The organism is Ruminiclostridium cellobioparum subsp. termitidis CT1112 (genome assembly GCF_000350485.1).
Classification (GTDB): Bacteria; Bacillota; Clostridia; order Acetivibrionales; family DSM-1351; genus Ruminiclostridium; species Ruminiclostridium termitidis.
The window spans coordinates 13,535-33,005 of sequence record NZ_AORV01000014.1 but is presented as its reverse complement, the minus strand read 5'-3'; the positions used below and the strand labels follow the sequence as shown (position 1 = coordinate 33,005).

General features: G+C 35.6%; 18 protein-coding genes and 2 tRNA genes. 1 reads left to right on the top strand and 19 read right to left on the bottom strand.

What is annotated here, in order from left to right; all coding sequences use genetic code 11:
• From CTER_RS02300 to dnaA, 19 genes are all read right to left on the bottom strand, one after another.
• Nucleotides 1–1,243: glycoside hydrolase family 38 N-terminal domain-containing protein (locus CTER_RS02300; protein WP_004623413.1), on the bottom strand; the 1,243-nt coding region annotated here is incomplete at its 3' end.
• 30 nt (nucleotides 1,244–1,273) lie between these two features.
• The gene (locus tag CTER_RS02295; RefSeq protein WP_004623418.1) at nucleotides 1,274–2,101 is read right to left on the bottom strand and encodes a carbohydrate ABC transporter permease; all 828 of its coding nucleotides are present in this window, start codon (nucleotides 2,099–2,101) and stop codon (nucleotides 1,274–1,276) included.
• Between the two features lie 2 nt (nucleotides 2,102–2,103).
• Nucleotides 2,104–3,024, bottom strand: coding sequence for a carbohydrate ABC transporter permease (locus CTER_RS02290; RefSeq protein ID WP_004623407.1), 921 nt, complete (start codon nucleotides 3,022–3,024; stop codon nucleotides 2,104–2,106).
• Between the two features lie 130 nt (nucleotides 3,025–3,154).
• Nucleotides 3,155–4,459, bottom strand: coding sequence for an ABC transporter substrate-binding protein (locus CTER_RS02285; protein WP_004623416.1), 1,305 nt, complete (start codon nucleotides 4,457–4,459; stop codon nucleotides 3,155–3,157).
• Nucleotides 4,460–4,684: 225 nt separating this feature from the next.
• Nucleotides 4,685–5,890, bottom strand: a complete 1,206-nt coding sequence (locus CTER_RS02280; protein ID WP_004623426.1) for an ROK family transcriptional regulator — start codon at nucleotides 5,888–5,890, stop codon at nucleotides 4,685–4,687.
• 159 nt (nucleotides 5,891–6,049) lie between these two features.
• Entirely contained in the window at nucleotides 6,050–7,024 is a 975-nt protein-coding gene (locus CTER_RS02275) for a 2-hydroxyacid dehydrogenase (RefSeq protein WP_004623411.1), read from the bottom strand.
• Nucleotides 7,025–7,073: 49 nt separating this feature from the next.
• Nucleotides 7,074–8,045 carry a serine hydrolase domain-containing protein gene (locus tag CTER_RS02270; protein ID WP_004623405.1) on the bottom strand — a complete coding sequence of 324 codons (972 nt, stop codon included), beginning with the start codon at nucleotides 8,043–8,045 and terminating at the stop codon, nucleotides 7,074–7,076.
• Nucleotides 8,046–8,437: 392 nt separating this feature from the next.
• Nucleotides 8,438–8,529, bottom strand: a tRNA-Ser gene (locus CTER_RS02265).
• A gap of 43 nt (nucleotides 8,530–8,572) precedes the next feature.
• A tRNA-Ser gene (locus CTER_RS02260) sits at nucleotides 8,573–8,663 on the bottom strand.
• A gap of 133 nt (nucleotides 8,664–8,796) precedes the next feature.
• Nucleotides 8,797–9,564, bottom strand: coding sequence for a tetratricopeptide repeat protein (locus CTER_RS02255; protein WP_004623409.1), 768 nt, complete (start codon nucleotides 9,562–9,564; stop codon nucleotides 8,797–8,799).
• 41 nt (nucleotides 9,565–9,605) lie between these two features.
• Complete coding sequence (locus tag CTER_RS02250) at nucleotides 9,606–10,139, bottom strand: DUF4446 family protein (protein WP_004623421.1); 534 nt, start codon at nucleotides 10,137–10,139, stop codon at nucleotides 9,606–9,608.
• A gap of 166 nt (nucleotides 10,140–10,305) precedes the next feature.
• Entirely contained in the window at nucleotides 10,306–11,148 is an 843-nt protein-coding gene (locus CTER_RS02245; protein ID WP_004623403.1) for a ParB/RepB/Spo0J family partition protein, read from the bottom strand.
• Nucleotides 11,149–11,153: 5 nt separating this feature from the next.
• Nucleotides 11,154–11,927 carry a ParA family protein gene (locus tag CTER_RS02240; protein ID WP_004623420.1) on the bottom strand — a complete coding sequence of 258 codons (774 nt, stop codon included), beginning with the start codon at nucleotides 11,925–11,927 and terminating at the stop codon, nucleotides 11,154–11,156.
• 294 nt (nucleotides 11,928–12,221) lie between these two features.
• Entirely contained in the window at nucleotides 12,222–14,150 is a 1,929-nt protein-coding gene (gene gyrB / locus CTER_RS02235) for a DNA topoisomerase (ATP-hydrolyzing) subunit B (protein WP_004623410.1), read from the bottom strand.
• A gap of 30 nt (nucleotides 14,151–14,180) precedes the next feature.
• Nucleotides 14,181–14,450, bottom strand: coding sequence for an extracellular matrix regulator RemB (gene remB / locus CTER_RS02230; protein ID WP_004623400.1), 270 nt, complete (start codon nucleotides 14,448–14,450; stop codon nucleotides 14,181–14,183).
• 71 nt (nucleotides 14,451–14,521) lie between these two features.
• Entirely contained in the window at nucleotides 14,522–15,637 is a 1,116-nt protein-coding gene (gene recF / locus CTER_RS02225; protein ID WP_004623419.1) for a DNA replication/repair protein RecF, read from the bottom strand.
• Between the two features lie 29 nt (nucleotides 15,638–15,666).
• Nucleotides 15,667–15,879, bottom strand: coding sequence for a S4 domain-containing protein YaaA (gene yaaA, locus CTER_RS02220; RefSeq protein ID WP_004623425.1), 213 nt, complete (start codon nucleotides 15,877–15,879; stop codon nucleotides 15,667–15,669).
• A 38-nt stretch (nucleotides 15,880–15,917) separates the two neighbouring features.
• Entirely contained in the window at nucleotides 15,918–17,018 is a 1,101-nt protein-coding gene (gene dnaN, locus CTER_RS02215; protein ID WP_004623427.1) for a DNA polymerase III subunit beta, read from the bottom strand.
• A 246-nt stretch (nucleotides 17,019–17,264) separates the two neighbouring features.
• Entirely contained in the window at nucleotides 17,265–18,587 is a 1,323-nt protein-coding gene (gene dnaA / locus CTER_RS02210; protein ID WP_004623423.1) for a chromosomal replication initiator protein DnaA, read from the bottom strand.
• A 663-nt stretch (nucleotides 18,588–19,250) separates the two neighbouring features.
• On the opposite strand from dnaA, the gene rpmH reads away from it, so the two are divergent.
• On the top strand, nucleotides 19,251–19,385 hold the full coding sequence (gene rpmH / locus CTER_RS02205; protein WP_004623422.1) for a 50S ribosomal protein L34: 135 nt from the start codon (nucleotides 19,251–19,253) through the stop codon (nucleotides 19,383–19,385).
• Nucleotides 19,386–19,471: the final 86 nt, after the last annotated feature.

Genomic DNA, 19,471 nt, shown 5'->3' with positions numbered 1-19,471 from the left:
CCTGTTCTGTACTCGAAGTGTTAACAACAATTATTCCGTCAGGCTCGTTTGATTGAAAAGCATTCTCTGCCAGCTGCTCTGCCTGCCTTCCCAGCAAATAAGCCGATAGATCGGCAGCTTTATAGGCCATTTGAGATTTATGCATTCTCTGGGAGTATACCTCTTCATCATCAGGATCACTTATTGATTGAGATGCTCCCCAGGTATGTTCATCATACATGACAGCATTAATATAAGCTTCATCCTTCGCCCTGTCGTAAAATGCCCCCGGACTGCCTGAAAAAGCCTCCAGCAGCTCAGCTTTCCTCATTGTCTCCTTCGCTCTGCGGTTAACTCTTGTCTCTTTTGCAGAACTTCCGCAGCCAAAATTCCAGTAATCCGTCCAGTCCCCCTTATGGACCGGAATGTCATTTTTATTAATACTCAATACTTTTTCCCTCAGCATCTCGGGAGTAACAAATCTTACTGTATATTCATGCCCTTCCTGATTATACTTGTTAATCAGCTCAGCCAGTCCGGCGTCAGGCGAATTGTTATCATACAGGGGAGGATTGGTAGCAGTTAAAAACGCAAAGTCATAATTATATCCGCCTTGCTCAAGACGATTTACATAATCTTTTATACCTTTATCCATTAAGCCGGTATCTGACAGGGAAGTATTTAAAAATTGACTGAACAGTGAATAATGTTCCCCCAGGAAAGTAAGCAGTTCACGCCTGTCGGGCGTCTCCCAGCGAAAAACAGCAGGTCTCTTGAACGGTATTCCTCCGAAATGAATGTTTATTCCGGTAATATAAAAATCAATTCCGCTGTCCAGCAGCATTTGACTCATTGTCCAGGGCTGACCGTTAACATCATGGTTTATGGCTGTGCTGATGGGTATATCCAGGCATTTGCTCAAATCAGCCGATAATTTCAACATGTAATCGATTTGGGCGGTATTGCATAACGGTGTAGTATGCATTGGCATGACTGTTACACTTATTTGTTTGTCTTTTATTAACTTCTTAAATTGGGCTTTTCTTTCATCGGTGGCTGTTTGAAGCCATTTCAACACCGGATAAGTCGCTTCGCATGTCCATCTGAATTTTGATTCCTCCGGATAATTCGATGTGCTTAAACATAAATCGATGGCTTGATCTATATAATCTCTCTGCAATTCAAGCAATAATGTCTGTGGATGCGTATACCCTATATCAAGGTGGCTATGGTGCATACATAATATTTCTTTTATTTTGGACATATAAAATCTCCTTTGAATGAAAATGTGGGATTACCCTTTTACACCGCCTGTTGCAACCCCCTCCAGAATCCTCTCCGAAAATATAACGAATATTATCAGGATCGGAACCGTGGACAGTACAGATGCTGCCATAGCAAGGTCCATAGTGCTCAATAGATTCTTTGTATATTTTACTATTATCAGCGGAATGGTCTTATACGCTTCACTTTGCAGGAAAATGAGGGGCATGAAGAACTGGTTCCAAACTTGAACCGACATGATTATGCAAATTGAAAATACAATGGGTTTGGCCATAGGGAACATAATCTTGTAAAATGTTTTCCATTCGCCGGCTCCATCGATAATTGCCGCTTCATAAATCTCATTGGGCAGATTTGCAAAGAAATCGGTCAGCATAAACACCGGCATGGAAATTCCTGCTGATAATATCAATATAACAGAAGCATGACTATCGATTAAGTTAAGGCTCTTCATCAATAAAAATATTGGAACAATACCAAGCTGAACAGGGAACATCAATCCTATCAGAAAATAGATCCTTGTAAACTTTCTAAATTTAAATTTATATCTGCCGATACCATATGCCGTCATTGAAGATAACAATGTTATTAAAATCAAACTGATGACGAGTATTACGGTACTGTTCAAGAAATACCTGTAGAAGTGATCATTAACAAATAACTTTTTAAAATTGTTAAGATTCAACTTTTCCGGCATGCCGAAGGTGTTGGACAGAATATCCTGTCTTGTTCGGAATGAATTATATATCATATAAATTAAAATAGAGAATGTAATCAGAGAATAAATCCACATTAAGCCCTTGATTACTAAAGCCATAAATCCTTGATGTTTATTCATTCCTATTCCTCCTTCCGGTATACTATTAACAACTGTATTAAGGCAATTATAAAAATCATAAGGAATAATACACACGCAATGGTCGTACCCATACCCATGGAATTCTGGCTGATGTTGCCGCCCAGTGGATTAGTATCGCCAAAGGCCATACGGTAGAAGAATAAAGACATGACGTCAACGTTTCTTTCTATACCGCCTGATGTTCCTCCAAGGAGATAACTAAAATCAAATATCGTCATTCCGAAAATATAAGATATCAGCACCATATTAAGTATGGTAACCTTTATTTGTGGTAAAAAAATTGTTATAAGTCTCTTCCAGAAGCCCGCTCCATCCAGATAGGCAGATTCCAGGCAATCTACAGGCACCATCTTCATTGCGCCTACAAAAAACATCATCCCGACTCCCATTCCGGCCCAGGAGATCATAATCCAAACTATATACATTCCAAACTCAGGTATACCCAGCCATGGTTTTGTCAAATGACCTTGCCCTATTGATTCCAAAAACTTGTTGACTACTCCGATATTAGCATCCAATAATAATGTAAATATAAAGATAATTACAGGAGTTGAAATAAATTGTGGAGAAAATATCGCTACCTGGAAAAAGCTCTTCCCTCTGACCTTACTGTATATCATGTAAGCCATAATGATTTGAACGGGAATGACAAATATAACTGTTAATATAAAAATCATTAAACTGTGGGATAGCGCATTCCAAAGTTGTGATACCATATCTTTGTTGTTGAATAATTCAATATAATTATTGAATCCGACAAATGTTTTCGGTCCTATACCATTCCAGCGGTACAAGCTGATAACAGCAGCTGCTGCTATAGGGTAAATTACCAGTATGGTGTATAAGATAAACCCTGGTGCTATAAAAAGAAGATACGGCCTTTTTTTAAAAAAAGAAAGCAATTTGAACAACTCCCTCTGTCCTTCGAATATAAATAAATGACCCTCAAATACCAGGAGAAATCATTTATTTATATTCTTTAGTTAATGTCAATTAATTTTTCGATTATTGCCGGGGATATTTGGTATTTAACTATTTTGCACTACTTTTTGCTATTTCATCTTTAATCTTTTGAGCAGCTTCTTCACCTGTCATTTTTGAAGTCATCAGTTTAGGTAAAATATCGGCAAGTAACATGTCCTGAGGTCTGGCAGTTTCATCGGCAACTCCTGAAAGTACGTGGTAAATATTATTACCGACCTGGTCATATTCCGCCATCTCTTTTACGGATTCATCCTTTGGAGTAAGATCTTTTACGAGAGGAATAGCACCTAAATTATTTTCAAATATCTGTTGTGATTCTTTATCATTGAGGAACTCAATATACTTGGCTGCCTCGTCAGGGTACTTGGTCTTTGCTGACACAGCATAAGTATTATAGTTACTTGGGCCGCTCTGTGAATAAAGCACTCCGTCCTTTGACGGCAAAGCAAATCTTCCTACATTAAAGTTAACACTTGCGAAAACCTGATTATTCCATGTACCGTCAACAAGCATTGCAGCTTTCCCGTTTGTAAATGCCAACTGGGCACCTGCTCCGTCTGTAGCCGCAAAATCTTTTCCCAGATAACCTTTTTCGGCAAAGCTGCGGTAAATATTAAATGTGTCGATCAGGTTTTTATAATCGGTATCTGCCTTGTGCTCCTTTATATTCTGCAGGACATCATTAGCCAGGGTCGGTGCCAGTACCTGCATCAGCCAGTATCTGTCAAAATCACCCTTGCCGCCGAATGATATTGCTGTTTCCCCTTTGTCTTTAAGTGTTTTTAGTATATTCTCAAATTCTCCCCAATTCTTTGGCTTATCAAGACCATATTTTTGGAAGATATCTTTGTTATAGTACATTATGGCATAGTCAAAAAATGAAGGGAATGAACAGTAAATCTTACCGTCTACGGTTGCATATTCTATTGACTGCTCGGGGAAACGGCTTGAATCCAGTTTATAATCATCTAAAGGCAGCAGGAAGCCTTGTTTTGTCATCTCTGCCATCTTTGTTGATTTATTACCCTGTACCCAGAATAAATCAGGCAATGAATCGGATTGTAAAGCTACATTAATGGAATCAAAACTGCCCGAATACTGGTAATCCAATTTAATATTGGGGTATTTCTTGGTAAAAGCTTCATTGATTTCATTAAATGAAGCTTCAAGAATAGCCTGGTTGTCTGTATCTCCCCATATCTTGAGGGTTACCGGCTGACTGCTTTTTTCAGCTGTGCTTCCGCTTGCTTCTGTGGAATTCGCACTTTGCTCACTGCCGCACGCAGTTAAAAATGACACTGATAAAACCACTACCAATAAAACCATACTAAGTGCTCTGTAGAATTTCTTCATGATTTTTCCTCCAAAAATTATTTTATTAATTAAATGACACTTAATCTTGAAAGAAATAAGGCAAGCACTATCAATCAATCAGTAATATATTCTTTCTTAAAAAAGCCCCATTTATTAATTCGTAATTATACTTTATTCATTGCATTAATTAAGTTATTTGAATTAATTGGGTTTTACGAATTTATAAATTTAAGATACATATTTTGATGCTTTGCAAAAATTAACCTACGCTTTAAATATTTCCTGTAATGCGATTACTGCCCCTCCCAATGCTCCCTGCACATCTCCAAAATCCGTCAGGACAATTTTCATATCATAATGCGGAGGAAATTTCTTCGCTTTGACATGTTTGATTATCATATCTTTATAAATGGGGCACTTATTGATAAAATTACCTCCCATAACTATAACTTCAGGGCTGTATAAATTCACTATATTTGTTATAGCTATGCTCACACATCTGGCACCTTCATCAATGACCGTCCTTGTAAGGGTATCATCCTTATTTAAGGCATCTATCATCATATCGATACTTATATCATCAATATCTTTTACTTCCTGCTCTATTATTGATTTTTTACCTTTTTTAATCTCACTTTTAACTTTATCCAATAACGCAACACCTGATGAAATTGTTTCCAGACATCCGGTATTACCGCATTTGCACAATTTACCGTTAATATCGATAGACATGTGGCCGACATTGGCAGCGCCGTCCTTAAAGCCGCGGAATAATTGATCATTTATTATAACTCCGCCGCCTATACCGATATCATATATATTCATGGCAAAAAGATTTTTTACATCACTTACATCCCCGTACCAATGTTCCGCAATAGCAGCAGCATTAGTGTCTTTCTCAAAATAAGTAGGTATATTCAATTTATCCTGGATAAGATTTTTAATGGGAACGCTGAACCATCCGGGGAAATTCGGAGGGTTGACCATTATACCTTCCTCCCTGTCATAAGGACCTGCAGATACCAAACCAATACCGCAGATTTTTTCCTTTGCTATGCCTGACCGGGCAATGATCTTTTCTATTAAATCTATAATCCTGGCTATTACCTTCTCCTGACCTTCGGAAATATTAGTATCTGCTTCAATTCTCTCCACAATTTCAGCTTTAAAATTTGTGAGAATACATGTGATTTTTACTACATTTAATTCTATGCCGATAGCATAGCCTGCCTTGGCATTTAATTGCAGGAAAACCGGCCTTCTTCCGCCGTCGGATTCACCCTTTCCGGTTTCAATAACATATCCGCCCTCAATTAGTTCATGTATTATATTAGTCACTGTAGATTGGGTCAAACCCACTTCATCTGCAATTACTTTTCGTGAAACCGACACTTTCTCCCTTATATAATTCAGAACAACTTTTGAGTTAATAATTTTCATTCTTTCATTATTTATGTTTTTTGATTTCATTTTTATCAACTCCATATTTCCACAGTTATTCCAAATTCAAAAGACTTACTTTTTTCATTGAATTAAGTTACTTAAATTATATAAATCTTTTATTCTAATGTCAATACCCAAATGCTCAAAAGTTTATAAAAGACCGCGAAGCCGCGCAGGTTTCATTTTTTATTTTGCGTGCTGGCTTTTCTTTTGGTCTACTATATTTATCGGCTGTCCTTTGGAAAAAGCACTGATATTCTCCTGGATCAATGATACTAAACGTTGTCTTGTTTCTAACCCACGCCATCCCATGTGTGGCGTAATGATAACATTATCCATTGTATACAATGGGCTTGTATCCTTTAATGGTTCCACTTCCTGCACATCTAATCCCGCACCTGCAATTACATTATTCTGCAGCGCGTCAATCAATGCTGCTTCATCAATTAATGCTCCTCGCGCAGTATTAATTAAATATGCTGTTGGTTTCATCATTGCCAGTGTTTCTTTATTGATCATATGTCTTGTTGATTCATTTAAAGGACAATTCAGAGAAATAAAATCGCTTTTCTTTAAAATTTCTTCATTTGTTGTAAAGTGAATTTCCTCCACATCTGCTCTGGAGGTTCTGGTAGATACTAAAATTTTCATGCCCAGTGCTTGCGCAACCTTGATTATTTCCTTTGCAATATTTCCATAGCCGATAACTCCAAGTATTTTACCGTTCAATTCCACATGGTCTACCATTAAGTGTTTATGGAAATTATCATGATTTCCTTCCGAAAGCATACGAATCTGTTTTTGCATTGAGCTTGCCAAATTTAAAATCAAAAGAATTGCTGTATGTGCTACTCTTTTACTACTATAAGCGGGAATGTTACATAACAGGATTCCCTTTTCGCGCACTGCATCCAAATCTATATTATTGTATCCGGTTCCGGCTTCACAAATCATCTTTACACTATCGGGAAACTTTCTAATAATGTCACCGCTGACTTTCATTTCTTTCGTTACAACTATTGTAAAACCATCCACTCTCTCCAAAATTGTATCTTCAGGTGTTTCGTCATAGATTACCACTTCAGATGCAATTTGTGAGTAATCAATGTTCCCATCATAATTTACCAGACCGGCATTCAATACCACAGTTTTATCATTCATAATTTTCTCTCCTTTTGGTATTGTTAATTATTAATTTGCAATGGTAACTTCAATTAATAGATTTAAAAATATACTCACGAAAATATTGCATTGGTTTCATTGTATCGCTATAATTTTCGCTGACAAAAACAGCCACCATATCATATTCCGGAACTATGATGATAAACTGCCCAAATAAGCCCATAGCAAAATAGAACTGTACTTCCTTATCTTCTTTCGCACTGATACTTGATACCCACCATTGATAGCCATAATGCCCGATAACCGGATATGTTAAGAATCGAGGGATCGTTGACTCTGTAATCCAGTTTTGAGGTACAATTTCTATACCTTTAATAGTCCCTTTCTTTAGATAAAGATAACCGAATTTCAACATATCCTGTATCTTCATACTCAATCCGTTTGCGCCGAGATTGATATTTTGTTTACTAAGCCAATGAGCATCTTTAATACCGAGCGGTGTAAACAAGTGTTCTTCAGCGAATTTACTTGTTGTTGTGCCGGATACTCTTTGTATGATGGCTGATAATAGATGGGAGCAGCCTGAATTATAGTTCATTTTTTCGCCTGGATTTGCTTCCATTTCTCGATCAAAGATGAATTGAATGATATTTTTACTGTATTCCATCGGGGAGAAGTAATTCCATTCGCCAAATTCAGGCCAATCGAGCCCCGCACTCATAGTCAGTAAATGATAAAGCGTAATATGCTGTTTTCTTATGTCACTTTGATTCGATAGCACATCTCCGAAGAATTCAACTATCGGGGTGTTGATATCCTGTAAAAGCCCTTGCTTCATGCAAATACCAATTAATGCAGATGTAAAGCTTTTTGTACTTGAATTGATGTGATGAACGCCGTTTTCAGCCTTTTTGTTTTTATAATACTCAAATATGATATGTTCGTTACGCATCACAAGGCTGCAGAGAATACCATCCTTTTTCATGCCTCTTCTCATATTTTCTAAAATAATATTATTCATACCGCTTGCTTGCGGATTAGCATTTGAAAATGCTATCATACATTTCATCCTTTTTCTCTGTATTTTTTCCCAATCTGTAAGCTTTTTCCCGTATTTCCTGTGCAGGAAAACGTCCCGCGCCCATGAGCAATTATATGCCTATTTATTAATGGATTCTCCGAATAATTCCTGATTCCTGTATGTTATAAAAGTAAATTTACCTCTATTATACCTTGCAAGAGCAAAAAGAAACAGACAAACTTCTTGCCTACAATATTAAAAGGGCAATAAATATCATAGGAACAAAGAAATTAATAGAAGCAATACAGGGATAAAAAAGAGGAAACTCTTTTTTATTGAAAAATTATATTGAAAAAAGCCCGCAAACGCACTAAAATTTTATGTATAAAACGCTGAAAAGCCTGATAAAATCAGGCTTTTCAGACAAATTGTGGCGGAGAAGCGGGGATTCGAACCCCGGCTAGAGTTACCCCTACTAACGGTTTAGCAAACCGTCCCCTTCGACCTGCTTGGGTACTTCTCCATTTACTTTAAGCTGACCCATTTGGAGCCAGCTTTTATTAAATTGGCGGAGAGAGTGAGATTCGAACTCACGGTAGGCTCACACCTACGCCGGTTTTCAAGACCGGTGCCTTAAACCAACTCGACCATCTCTCCAGGTCATCGCGTCAGCAACGAACTTAATTTTACAATGAATCTGACTATTTGTCAACACTTTAATTGCAGAAAACTTGTAAAAAGAACCGCTGTAATAATTACCATAGCTGACTTTTATGCTTTTCCTGCCTTATTACTCCATTACCTTTTTATTCAGCGCTTTCATATCTTTAGTAAAAGAACTTTTAGGACAATTAATAAAAAACTCTCCTATTGTTTTCTTTACACCATCAATATTTGAAATTTTATAATATGAGTTGGCCATATAATAGTATGCATCATCTACGTAATATTCATTCTTTTCTGAGAATTCTATGGCCCTGGAAAGGTTTAATATTGCCTCGGAATAATTTTTCTTTCTATAATTTCCGTACCCCTCCCTGTATAAGAGCAAAGATGCTTTCGAATAACTCTCTTTTGCCAATTCATTATACAACTGCAGTGCACTGTTACTGAGGTAAGCAGTATTTATATTGAATTTTAGATTTACCGCACAGCTTATATAATCTTCTTTAATATAGTCATCCTGAGCTTTCATTAATAAATCGGCAGCACCTGTTGCATTTTTGTATTGTGTTTGAATATCACTGCTTTTTTCTTCTTCAGCTGCCAGTTGCTGTTCCGATTGTAACAGCTTATTTCTCAGAGCATCAATTTCCGATTTAAGTCTTTTATTTTCCTTAACAGCACTGTTAAAGTCGGTGACTGCATTTATCTTGGCCTTCTCCTGTGATGACAGTTTGTTTTGATATTCACTTATGTTATTTTGAAATTTAACCTGGCTATATGCAGTCAGTAACAATACTATGAATGCACCTGTAAATAAAATCAACGCATACATCCATATTTGCTTCTTTTCGTTTTTATTTTCCTTATTATTTGTAAATAATTTAAAGTTCATATTCCGAATGGCCTCCATATGCCTTTTTGGCATAAAACACGCTATAACTGAGCAGTATAATTTCTTTCAACATTGGTTTTCTTAGCAATATCAATTGCCTGTATCTCTTCAGCAGACAGTGTATACTTGGATTTTCCCAAAGTAACAGGTTTTGCATAAGTTGAGGAGCTGTCTCTTGCATATATTCCGCTGATTATAATACCAGAATCGTTATTATCCAGCAGTGCAATTGAAAAGCTGAGATCACTTCCTACATTATCGAATGCATTAAATCTCACTATACCCACTTTTTGTATGCATTGTATTAAATATCTTTCAATTTCATTAATTTTCAGTTCAATATCCCTATTCCTAGAATTAACCGAATTAACACTTTCAAGGCAGTTTTCCAAAAGCTCTTCCATATTCCTGTCACTTAAGCCATTCATAAATCTATTATACTTTGTCCTGATCTTATTTGTTTTTTTAATATTGGCTATAAGCATAAAACAATTAATTATTAGAATAAAGAAGGCTATTGCAAACAAAATCAAAATCTCAAATTGCAAATTTAAAATATTATTTATAAAATCCATTTTTTCATTACTCCTCATGTCTCTAACTTACTAAAAAAGTCCTATTTTTTTAGTATATAGTCTATTTGCCCACAATTTCGGTTTTAAGGATAAATTTATCTTTATATATAAATATCATTTACTCCGTTTTAAAAATGCATTAAAACGAATTTTAGAAGGCCGTTTTTTAACGACTTTTGTAAAAAAATTCTAATAATCTTTCAAGTTCATCATTTGAATAATACTCTATAGTTATTTTACCTTTATTATTATTTGCTTGTAATTTTACTTTAGTACCCAAAATATTCTTTAACCTATCTTCAACAAACTTAAAATCTGGATTCTCAACAACTTTTTTCTTTTCACTTCTATTTTGGAATAACTTTTTTATATAATTCTCAGTTTCCCTTACACTTAATTTATTTTCAATAATATATTCCGCAGCCTTCAGCTGAATTTCAGGATCCTGTATAATAACCAGTGTACGTGCATGTCCACTTGTTAAATCACCGCTTACTATATACTTTTTTACATCTTCGGAAAGACCGAGGAGGCGAAGAGAGTTTGCAATGGCCGGTCGGCTTCTGCCTATAGTCTCAGCTATTTGTTCCTGAGTCATATCATACTCATTCATGAGGTGAAGGAAAGCATCTGCTTCTTCAATTGGATTTAGATCTTCTCTCTGAAGGTTTTCAATCAAAGCTACTTCCATTACCTGTTTATTTGTAAATTCTTTTATTAATACGGGTACTTTGCTTAATCCGGCAAGTTTGGCCGCACGCCATCTTCTCTCACCGGCAATTATTATATATCTGTTATTATCTTTTTTTACTATGATTGGTTGGATTATTCCGTGTTGTTTTATTGAATCTGATAATTGAACTAGTTTTTCATCATCAAAATATTTACGTGGCTGCCCCGCATTTGGCTCTATTTCATTAATTCTTAGTTCTATTATTCCTGTCTCATCCTCTGTGGCTTCATTTGATATAAGTGCACCGAGACCCTTACCCAGACCCTTTTTTACCATACTCTTTATACCACCTCTTCAGAATACTCTATTACTTCTTCTGCTAATTCAATATAGCATTCAGCTCCCTTTGATTTTGCATCATATAATATTATAGGCAACCCAAAACTGGGAGCTTCACTTAGTCTCACATTTCTCGGTATAATTGTTCTATAAACCTTATTTCTGAAATATTTTTTAACTTCATCAACTACCTGTATTGATAAATTTGTTCTGGCATCAAACATTGTTAATACAACACCTTCCACGTCCAGTTCAGGATTCAGATGTTTTTGAACCAGTTTAACAGTGTTCATTAATTGGCTTAAACCCTCCAATGCATAATACTCACACTGGATAGGCACCAAAATAGTATCAGCTGCAGTTAGAGAATTTAATGTGAGAAGTCCTAATGACGGCGGACAATCGATTATAATAAAATCATATTCTTTTTTTATGTAATACAACGCTGCCTTTAATCTGTTTTCCCTTGATATCACAGATACCAGTTCAACTTCTGCACCCGCAAGTTGTATATTGGATGGACACAGCATAAGATTATCGATACAGGTTGTAATTAAAGTGTTTTCAATCGCTTCATCATTAATAATTACATCATATACTGAATGCTTAATTGATTTTTTATCCACCCCAAGCCCGCTTGTTGTATTACCTTGGGGGTCTATATCAATAACCAGGACCTTTTTACCCTTATATGCAAGGCATGCACTTAAATTTACTGCTGTTGTTGTCTTTCCAACTCCACCTTTTTGGTTTGCAATGGCAATTATTTTCGCCAAGAAAATCTCACTCCTTATCGAGCAAACTATACTTTACTCATTAATCTCCATTTGAAAATTATATCATAGGGGAAATAATATTACAAAGAATTTAATTTAAATGTAAAATGTTTCACGTGAAACATTTTATTACTAATTTATTCTAATCAATTAATAAATATTCCTTATAAATCCGATTATAAATGTTTCACGTGAAACAAAAAATAAAACCTATTTCACATAGCACATAATTATCAATGCTAATGAAATAGGTTATTTTTAAATAGATTTCTTCATATCCTGTTTATCATAAAATTAGAAATCAAGATTTGTAACATCTTTTGCATGAAGATGTATATATTCTTTTCTCGGCTCTACCTTATCACCCATAAATGTACTGAATACCTCATCAGCAGTGATGGCATCATCCAGCTCAACCTTCATGATTGATCTGGTTTCAGGATTCATAGTTGTCTCCCAGAGCTGATCGGGATTCATCTCTCCAAGACCTTTGTATCTCTGGATATTAACATTTTGATCTTCTTTTCTCCAGCCCTTTTCACGGTATATTTTTTCAACCTGTCTGTCATCATAGGCGTAATACTCTTCTTTTCCCTTATATACCTTAAAGAGAGGCGGCATTGCAATATATACATGTCCTTTTTCTACCAATGGCCTCATATATCTAAAGAAGAAGGTAAGTAACAGCATTCGTATATGTGATCCGTCAACATCTGCATCTGCCATTATTATAACTTTATCGTATCTCAACTTACTTGTATCAAATTCATCTCCAATTCCGGCTCCCAAAGCAATGATAACAGGTGAGAGCTTTTCATTGTCAAATACTCTATCAATTCTGGACTTTTCCACATTCAGCATCTTTCCCCACAGTGGAAGTATTGCCTGAATTCTTCTGTCTCTTCCCTGCTTTGCAGATCCGCCGGCTGAGTCACCCTCAACAATGAATATCTCAGTAACAGAAGGATCTTTTTCTGAACAGTCCGCGAGCTTGCCAGGAAGTGTACTTGTGTCCAGAGCACTTTTTCTTCTTGTTAATTCTCTTGCTTTTCTGGCTGCTTCTCGTGCTCTGGCGGCAGTTAAACATTTTTCAAGAATAATTTTTCCTACCGAAGGGTTTTCCTCAAGAAAACTTGATAACTCTTCGGTTAGGACATTCTCTACAAGAGTACGAATTTCGCTATTTCCCAGTTTTGTTTTAGTCTGTCCTTCAAACTGCGGTTCAGGAAGCTTTATACTTATAACTGCAGTGAGCCCTTCCCTTACGTCTTCGCCAGAAAGATTTTTATCGCTTTCTTTTATAAAATTATATTTACGTGCATAGTCATTGAATACCTTTGTTATTGCTGTTCTAAAGCCGGTTAGATGAGTACCGCCTTCAGTTGTGGCTATATTATTTGCATAACTAAATACATTTTCATTATATCCGTCGTTATATTGCATTGCTACTTCAACAATATTTGCATCCTTGCTGCCTTCAACAAATATAACCTTGTCGTGAATTGTGTCTTTTGTTTTATTGAGATACTCAACAAAGGATATAATTCCACCTTCATAATGCAAATTTTTAATTATTGGCTCTTCTGGTCTTTCATCAATAAGATTAATTTTTATGCCCCTGTTTAAAAAGGCCATTTCCCTATATCTTGTTATCATGCTTTCAAAATCGAAACAAATATCTTCAAATATTTGGGTGTCAGGCTTAAAAGTAGATTTTGTGCCATGATCCTCAGTTTCACCAATTATTTCTACAGGAGTAACAGGTGCACCTCTTGAATATTTTTGTCGGTATATGTGGCCTTCTCTCTTTACTTCCACTTCCATACTTTCGGACAAGGCGTTAACAACAGAGGCACCAACACCGTGAAGACCGCCTGATACGCTATATGCACCCGTTCCAAACTTACCTCCGGCATGGAGGATAGTATGTACTACTTCAAGAGTAGATATTCCCATCTTTGGATGTGCACCGACAGGTATTCCTGTTCCATTATCAATAACAGTAACAGAATTATCCTTATGAACAATAACTCTTATTTCGTCACACCTTCCGGCAAGTGCTTCATCGACACTATTTGCAACTATTTCGTATACAAGATGATGCAATCCTCTCAAGGAAGTGCTTCCAATATACATGCCCGGTCTTTTTCTAACAGCCTCAAGACCTTCCAAAACCTGTATCTGACTTTCATCATATGAATTTACATTATTAATATCACTCATGATGTTGTGTTTTTCGTCCTTTCAAAACATTTATACATTTGCAATCTCACTAATAAAGCTTGATCTCTTCTGAAGAGTAACTGATGATATGGGTGACAAATAAATCTTACTTTTTTTATCGGTTTCAGTTATAATAAAAGATTTCGGGAGATCTTCAGATATACTCTCAATAAATCCTTCCTCTTCAGCTATCTTTAAAAACTCCTTTGTATCCTTTGAAATTGTTGTAGTATCAATATCCATAATAGCAATAACATTTTTAATAGGAATAACTACATCTCCACCTATATGCAAAAACATTTCCATGTCCTCCCATGAATGTCTACCTTTAATTTTACATTATTAATAAATTTAATGCAAACTAACATTTTTTAAAATTCACCTGCTGCCCGTCCGTCCTCAATCTTAAAATAATTACATTTTTCTTTAAGAGTGCTTCTAAAATGAGTATCACTGGTGCAGGTAATAAAAGTCTGCACATTTGTTATACTATCCATCAGATATTTTTGCCTATTATCATCAAGTTCAGACATGACATCATCCAGCAGCAGTACGGGATACTCCTCGGTTTCCTTGTAAATAAGCTCTATTTCAGCTATTTTAAGAGACAAAACGGCTGACCGCTGCTGGCCCTGGGATCCGTATGTTTTAAGACTTTTACCGTTAATCAGTATATCATAATCATCTCGGTGCGGCCCCACAGATGTATATCCAAGGGCAATATCTCTCGTGAGATTTTTTTCCAATATTCTTACGTAGTTTTCAATTAATTCTTCCCGTTTACTATCGTCATTTCCCTGAAAACTGCAATTGTAATTAAAAGATATTATTTCCTTTTCGACCGTAAGATATTTATGTTGATTTTGAGCCAGCTTTGATAAGGTTTCAGAAAATTTCCGGCGGGAAATAATTATTGAGGCTGCAACCTCGGCTAATTTAATATTCCATATCTCCATTGTATCCGCAAGTGACGGATTGGTGTTTATTGACTTTAACAGCATATTTCTTTGTTTAAGTATCTTTGCCATTAATTGAAGATCATAAAAATATGAAGGTTTTATCTGACTTAGAGTTATATCTGCAAACCTTCTCCGTTCCATAGGACCCTGCTTCACAATAAACAAATCCTCCGGAGAAAAAAGTACGGCATACAGGTTCCCCATAAGTGCACCTAATTTGTTAAGAGGAATTTCATTTATTTTTATCTGCTTTTTTTGGTCGTTAAAATATGAAATGTCAATTTCTCTATCCAGTCCGGAATTCACGACAAAAGCTTTTATATTATATGAATTGCAGCCGAATCTTATAAGTTCGGAATCCTTGGAGGTCCTGTGCGATCTTCCGGAAGCGCATAAATAAATGGCTTCAAGGATATTAGTTTTCCCCTGGCCATTATCTCCATAAATAATATTAAAACGATCAGAAAATAAAATCTTAGTATCCTTGTGATTCCTAAAATTCTCTAGATCCAAGCTTTTAACAATCAATTGAGTACCTCTGTGAAACAAAAGTTACACTATTTCTGTACAACTTGATATTTTTTATCTTCAAATTCTACAATATCGCCGTTTCTTAGCTTTTTTCCACGCTGTATTTCTATATTCCCATTAACTTTGACAAAGCCGTCCAATATAAAGCCCTTAGCCATGGCACCGTTGTCAACTGCGCCGGCCCATTTTAAAAACTGATCCAGTTTTATATATTCAGTACTTATCTTGACTTCTTCCATAAACCCTCCAACCTGCACCCTTAGCGGGTTACAAGTAATTATATCCTTACAGCTTGAACCAGATATGCAAAATCATTATTATTTTCAACAACAGGTCTTAAGGTACATGGTGCGTTAGTTGTAATAAAATATATCGCAGCTCTGTCTTCATCAATTGCCTTTAAGGCATCAATCAAAAATGTAGGATTATATCCTATTTCAAGATTATTCCCTTCAATGTCAACTTTTATCTCCTCACGTACAGCTCCCAGTTCAGCATTTGAAGTAATAACTATCCTATCATTGCCTATGGAAAGTTTTACAGGACTGTTCTTGTCATTCATGGATATAAGTGAAGCTCTCTCAAGGCTGGATTGAAATTCTTTTATATTTATTATTACCCTTGTCTCAAATTCCTTGTTTAACAAGCTGTTGTAATTCAGGAATTTTCCTTCTATGAGTCTTGAGACTATTCTCCAGGACTGGGCATCAAACACTATCTGATTGTTTGAGTTATAAATATAAACTTCTTCCTCACCTGCTTGAAGTATTTTAGATATTTCATTCAGAGTTTTACCCGGAACGATGACACTGAAATCATTAACATCACCTTCCAGAATTTTTCTCCGCAACGCAAGTCTGAAACCATCTATGGAAACAACTACCAGTTCCTTGTCCTTAACTTCAATGAGCGATCCGGTCAGAACAGGTCTGTTTTCGTCAGTACCAACTGCAAAGACTGTTTGTCTGATCATATCCTTTAATTTGCCTTGTGTCAAAGTTAAAACATTCTCTTTGTCAACATTGGGTAAAGCAGGATATCCGTTTGGATTAATACCTTTTATTTCAAAATGAGAATTTTCACATTCTACAATTACGAGATTATTTTCTTTAACTTCGATAAGTACTTCTGAGTCTGGCAATCGCCTTACAATATCGCCAAAAATTTTTGAGTTGATAACTATGGAACCTGTTTCTCTGATATCTGCTTCAACAAAACATTCGATTCCTATTTCAAGGTCATTGCCTGTAAGTTTGAATTTCTCATCTGCATTTAACAGTATACCTTCAAGTATAGGTAATGTGGTTTTTGTTGAAACCGCTTTTTGTACTATGTTAATACCGTTCAGTAAATTTTCCTTAGAGCAAATTATTTTCATGGGTACCTCCGTATTTATAAATATATTAAAAGATATTAAAGCAGTAATAATAGTAGTAAGGGCTGTTAAAACTGTGAATAACTTTTGAAAATCAGTGAGGTCAAGTGTTTGGTTCTGTTGATAATCTGTTGAATATCTGTACTGATTTATTAACAAAATAATAAAGTTATCCAAAACTCTAAGTTATACACAAACTTTAATCACCAAATCAACAAAAACTGTGAATAAAGTTTGGAATAAAAAGATTTAACCCCCAACTATATTCTTTTTTATATCTTCGATGGTTCTTCTCAGTTCGGCACTGTTGGCCATGTCCTGATTTATTTTTTCACACGCATGAATTACCGTGGTATGGTCACGGCCGCCAAATTCATCTCCAACCTTTGGCAGAGACATGTCAGTCATTTCACGGCAAAGGTACATTGCAATCTGTCTCGGAAATGAGACGTCCCTGGATCTTCTCTTTGATTTAAGTTCTTCGGTCTTAAGATGAAAGTAACGGGATACGGCTTCCTGAATGGTTTTTGAGTTTATAATAACCGCTTTACTGTTATTGAACATATCCTTCAAAGCTTCAATAGCCATATCAACATTTATCTGGTTTTCAGTAAGCGTGGAATATGCAATAACCCTATTCATTGCACCTTCAAGCTCACGGATATTGGAAGCCACCTTGTCGGCAATGAATACCATTACATCATCGGGTACATCCAGGTTCTCCAGCTGGGCTTTCTTTCTGAGGATTGCAATCCTGGTTTCCAGATCCGGAGGAGCAATATCCGCAATTAATCCCCATTCAAATCTGGATCTGAGCCTCTCCTCAAGAGTAGTGATGTCTTTCGGAGGTTTATCACTGGAGATGATGATCTGTTTGTTGGCTTCATACAAAGCATTAAATGTATGGAAGAATTCCTCCTGAGTTCTTTCCTTACCTCCGATAAACTGAATGTCATCTATTAGAAGTACATCTATGTTTCTGTATTTGTATCTGAACTCTTCGTTTTTGTCATCTTTTATTGCATTGATCAATTCATTTGTAAATTTCTCGGAGGAAACATATAAAACTTTCAATGCAGGGTTCTGACTTAAAACAAAATGTCCGATGGCATGCATAAGGTGAGTCTTGCCGAGACCAACTCCTCCATATAGAAAAAGCGGATTGTACGCTTTTGCCGGAGCTTCTGAAACAGCTAATGAAGCAGCATGTGCAAACCTGTTTCCGTTTCCTATTACAAATGTATCAAATGTATATTTAGGATTCAACAGCAAACCGGAGGTATCTTCGGTATACTCCTGAGCAGCAGGTCTCACAGGTGTCTGAGATGGTGTTGAAAAATATATATTGTAATCCTTGTGGGTTATTTGTCTCAGTGCATTCTTTATAAGATAGGAATATCTGGATTCTAAAATTCCCTTTTGAAAATCCGCAGGAACCCCTAAAGTAATAGTACTTGAATCTATAGCCATAGGTTCTATGGTCAATATCCAAGTATTAAAACTGATTTCCGTCATTTCAACTTTTAATAATTCCAATGTCCGATTCCATACATCATTTAGTTGCACGTTCATGTTATTTCGCCCACCTTGGTTATTCGTTAAGTAATTTATCAAGCGTATTTTTCATAGCCAACATAGCACACTGAATGCTTTTTGAAGCTGTAGATATATTTCAAAACAAAAAAATAAAAACCATAATAAATATACACATATTGAGTGTATATAGGAGATCAGTATTGCTAACCCTGATTTATAGACTATTGCAGATATTTTGTAACTGATTCCTTTAGATATTATCGTTTTTCATCCTATGTAATACATTTTTGTGATTAATCTTTAGTAAAGTTGGAGCAATTAATACATTTAAAGATCAAAAGTTATTAACATCCAGAATGTTAATAAACACAGGTTATCAACAAGTATTATTAAATATATCAGAGTTTTGTGGAAAATTCAATACGAAAAAGCATAGATATCCACAAAAAATATTTTTTTATTGAGATATATCCACAGGCTGTCAAGTAAATAATAATTATAGTAACAAGATATTGAAAATGAAAAATTGAATTCACCATATATTGATTTTTAAAAGTTTAAAACTAAAAAATTAACAAAAAACTGTGATTACAAATGACCTTGACAGTTTAAAAAGTATTGATATATAATAGGTTTGGTGTCTTTAAAAGAAAAACACTTTTAAGTTTATATAAAGGAAACCAGAACGGGGGTGTACTAATGTTAAGAACATATCAACCTAAAAGAAGACATGCGAAAAAGGAACACGGCTTCAGAAAGAGAATGAGCACTGCTAACGGAAGAAAAGTATTAAGAAGACGCAGATTAAAAGGAAGAAAGGTTCTTTCAGCATAAGACCGCATAAATGTGGTCTTTTTCTTTAAAAGTGCGTTCGGAACTTGCTTCCGTCTCACACCTGCTATTCTCGATACAAACTAAAC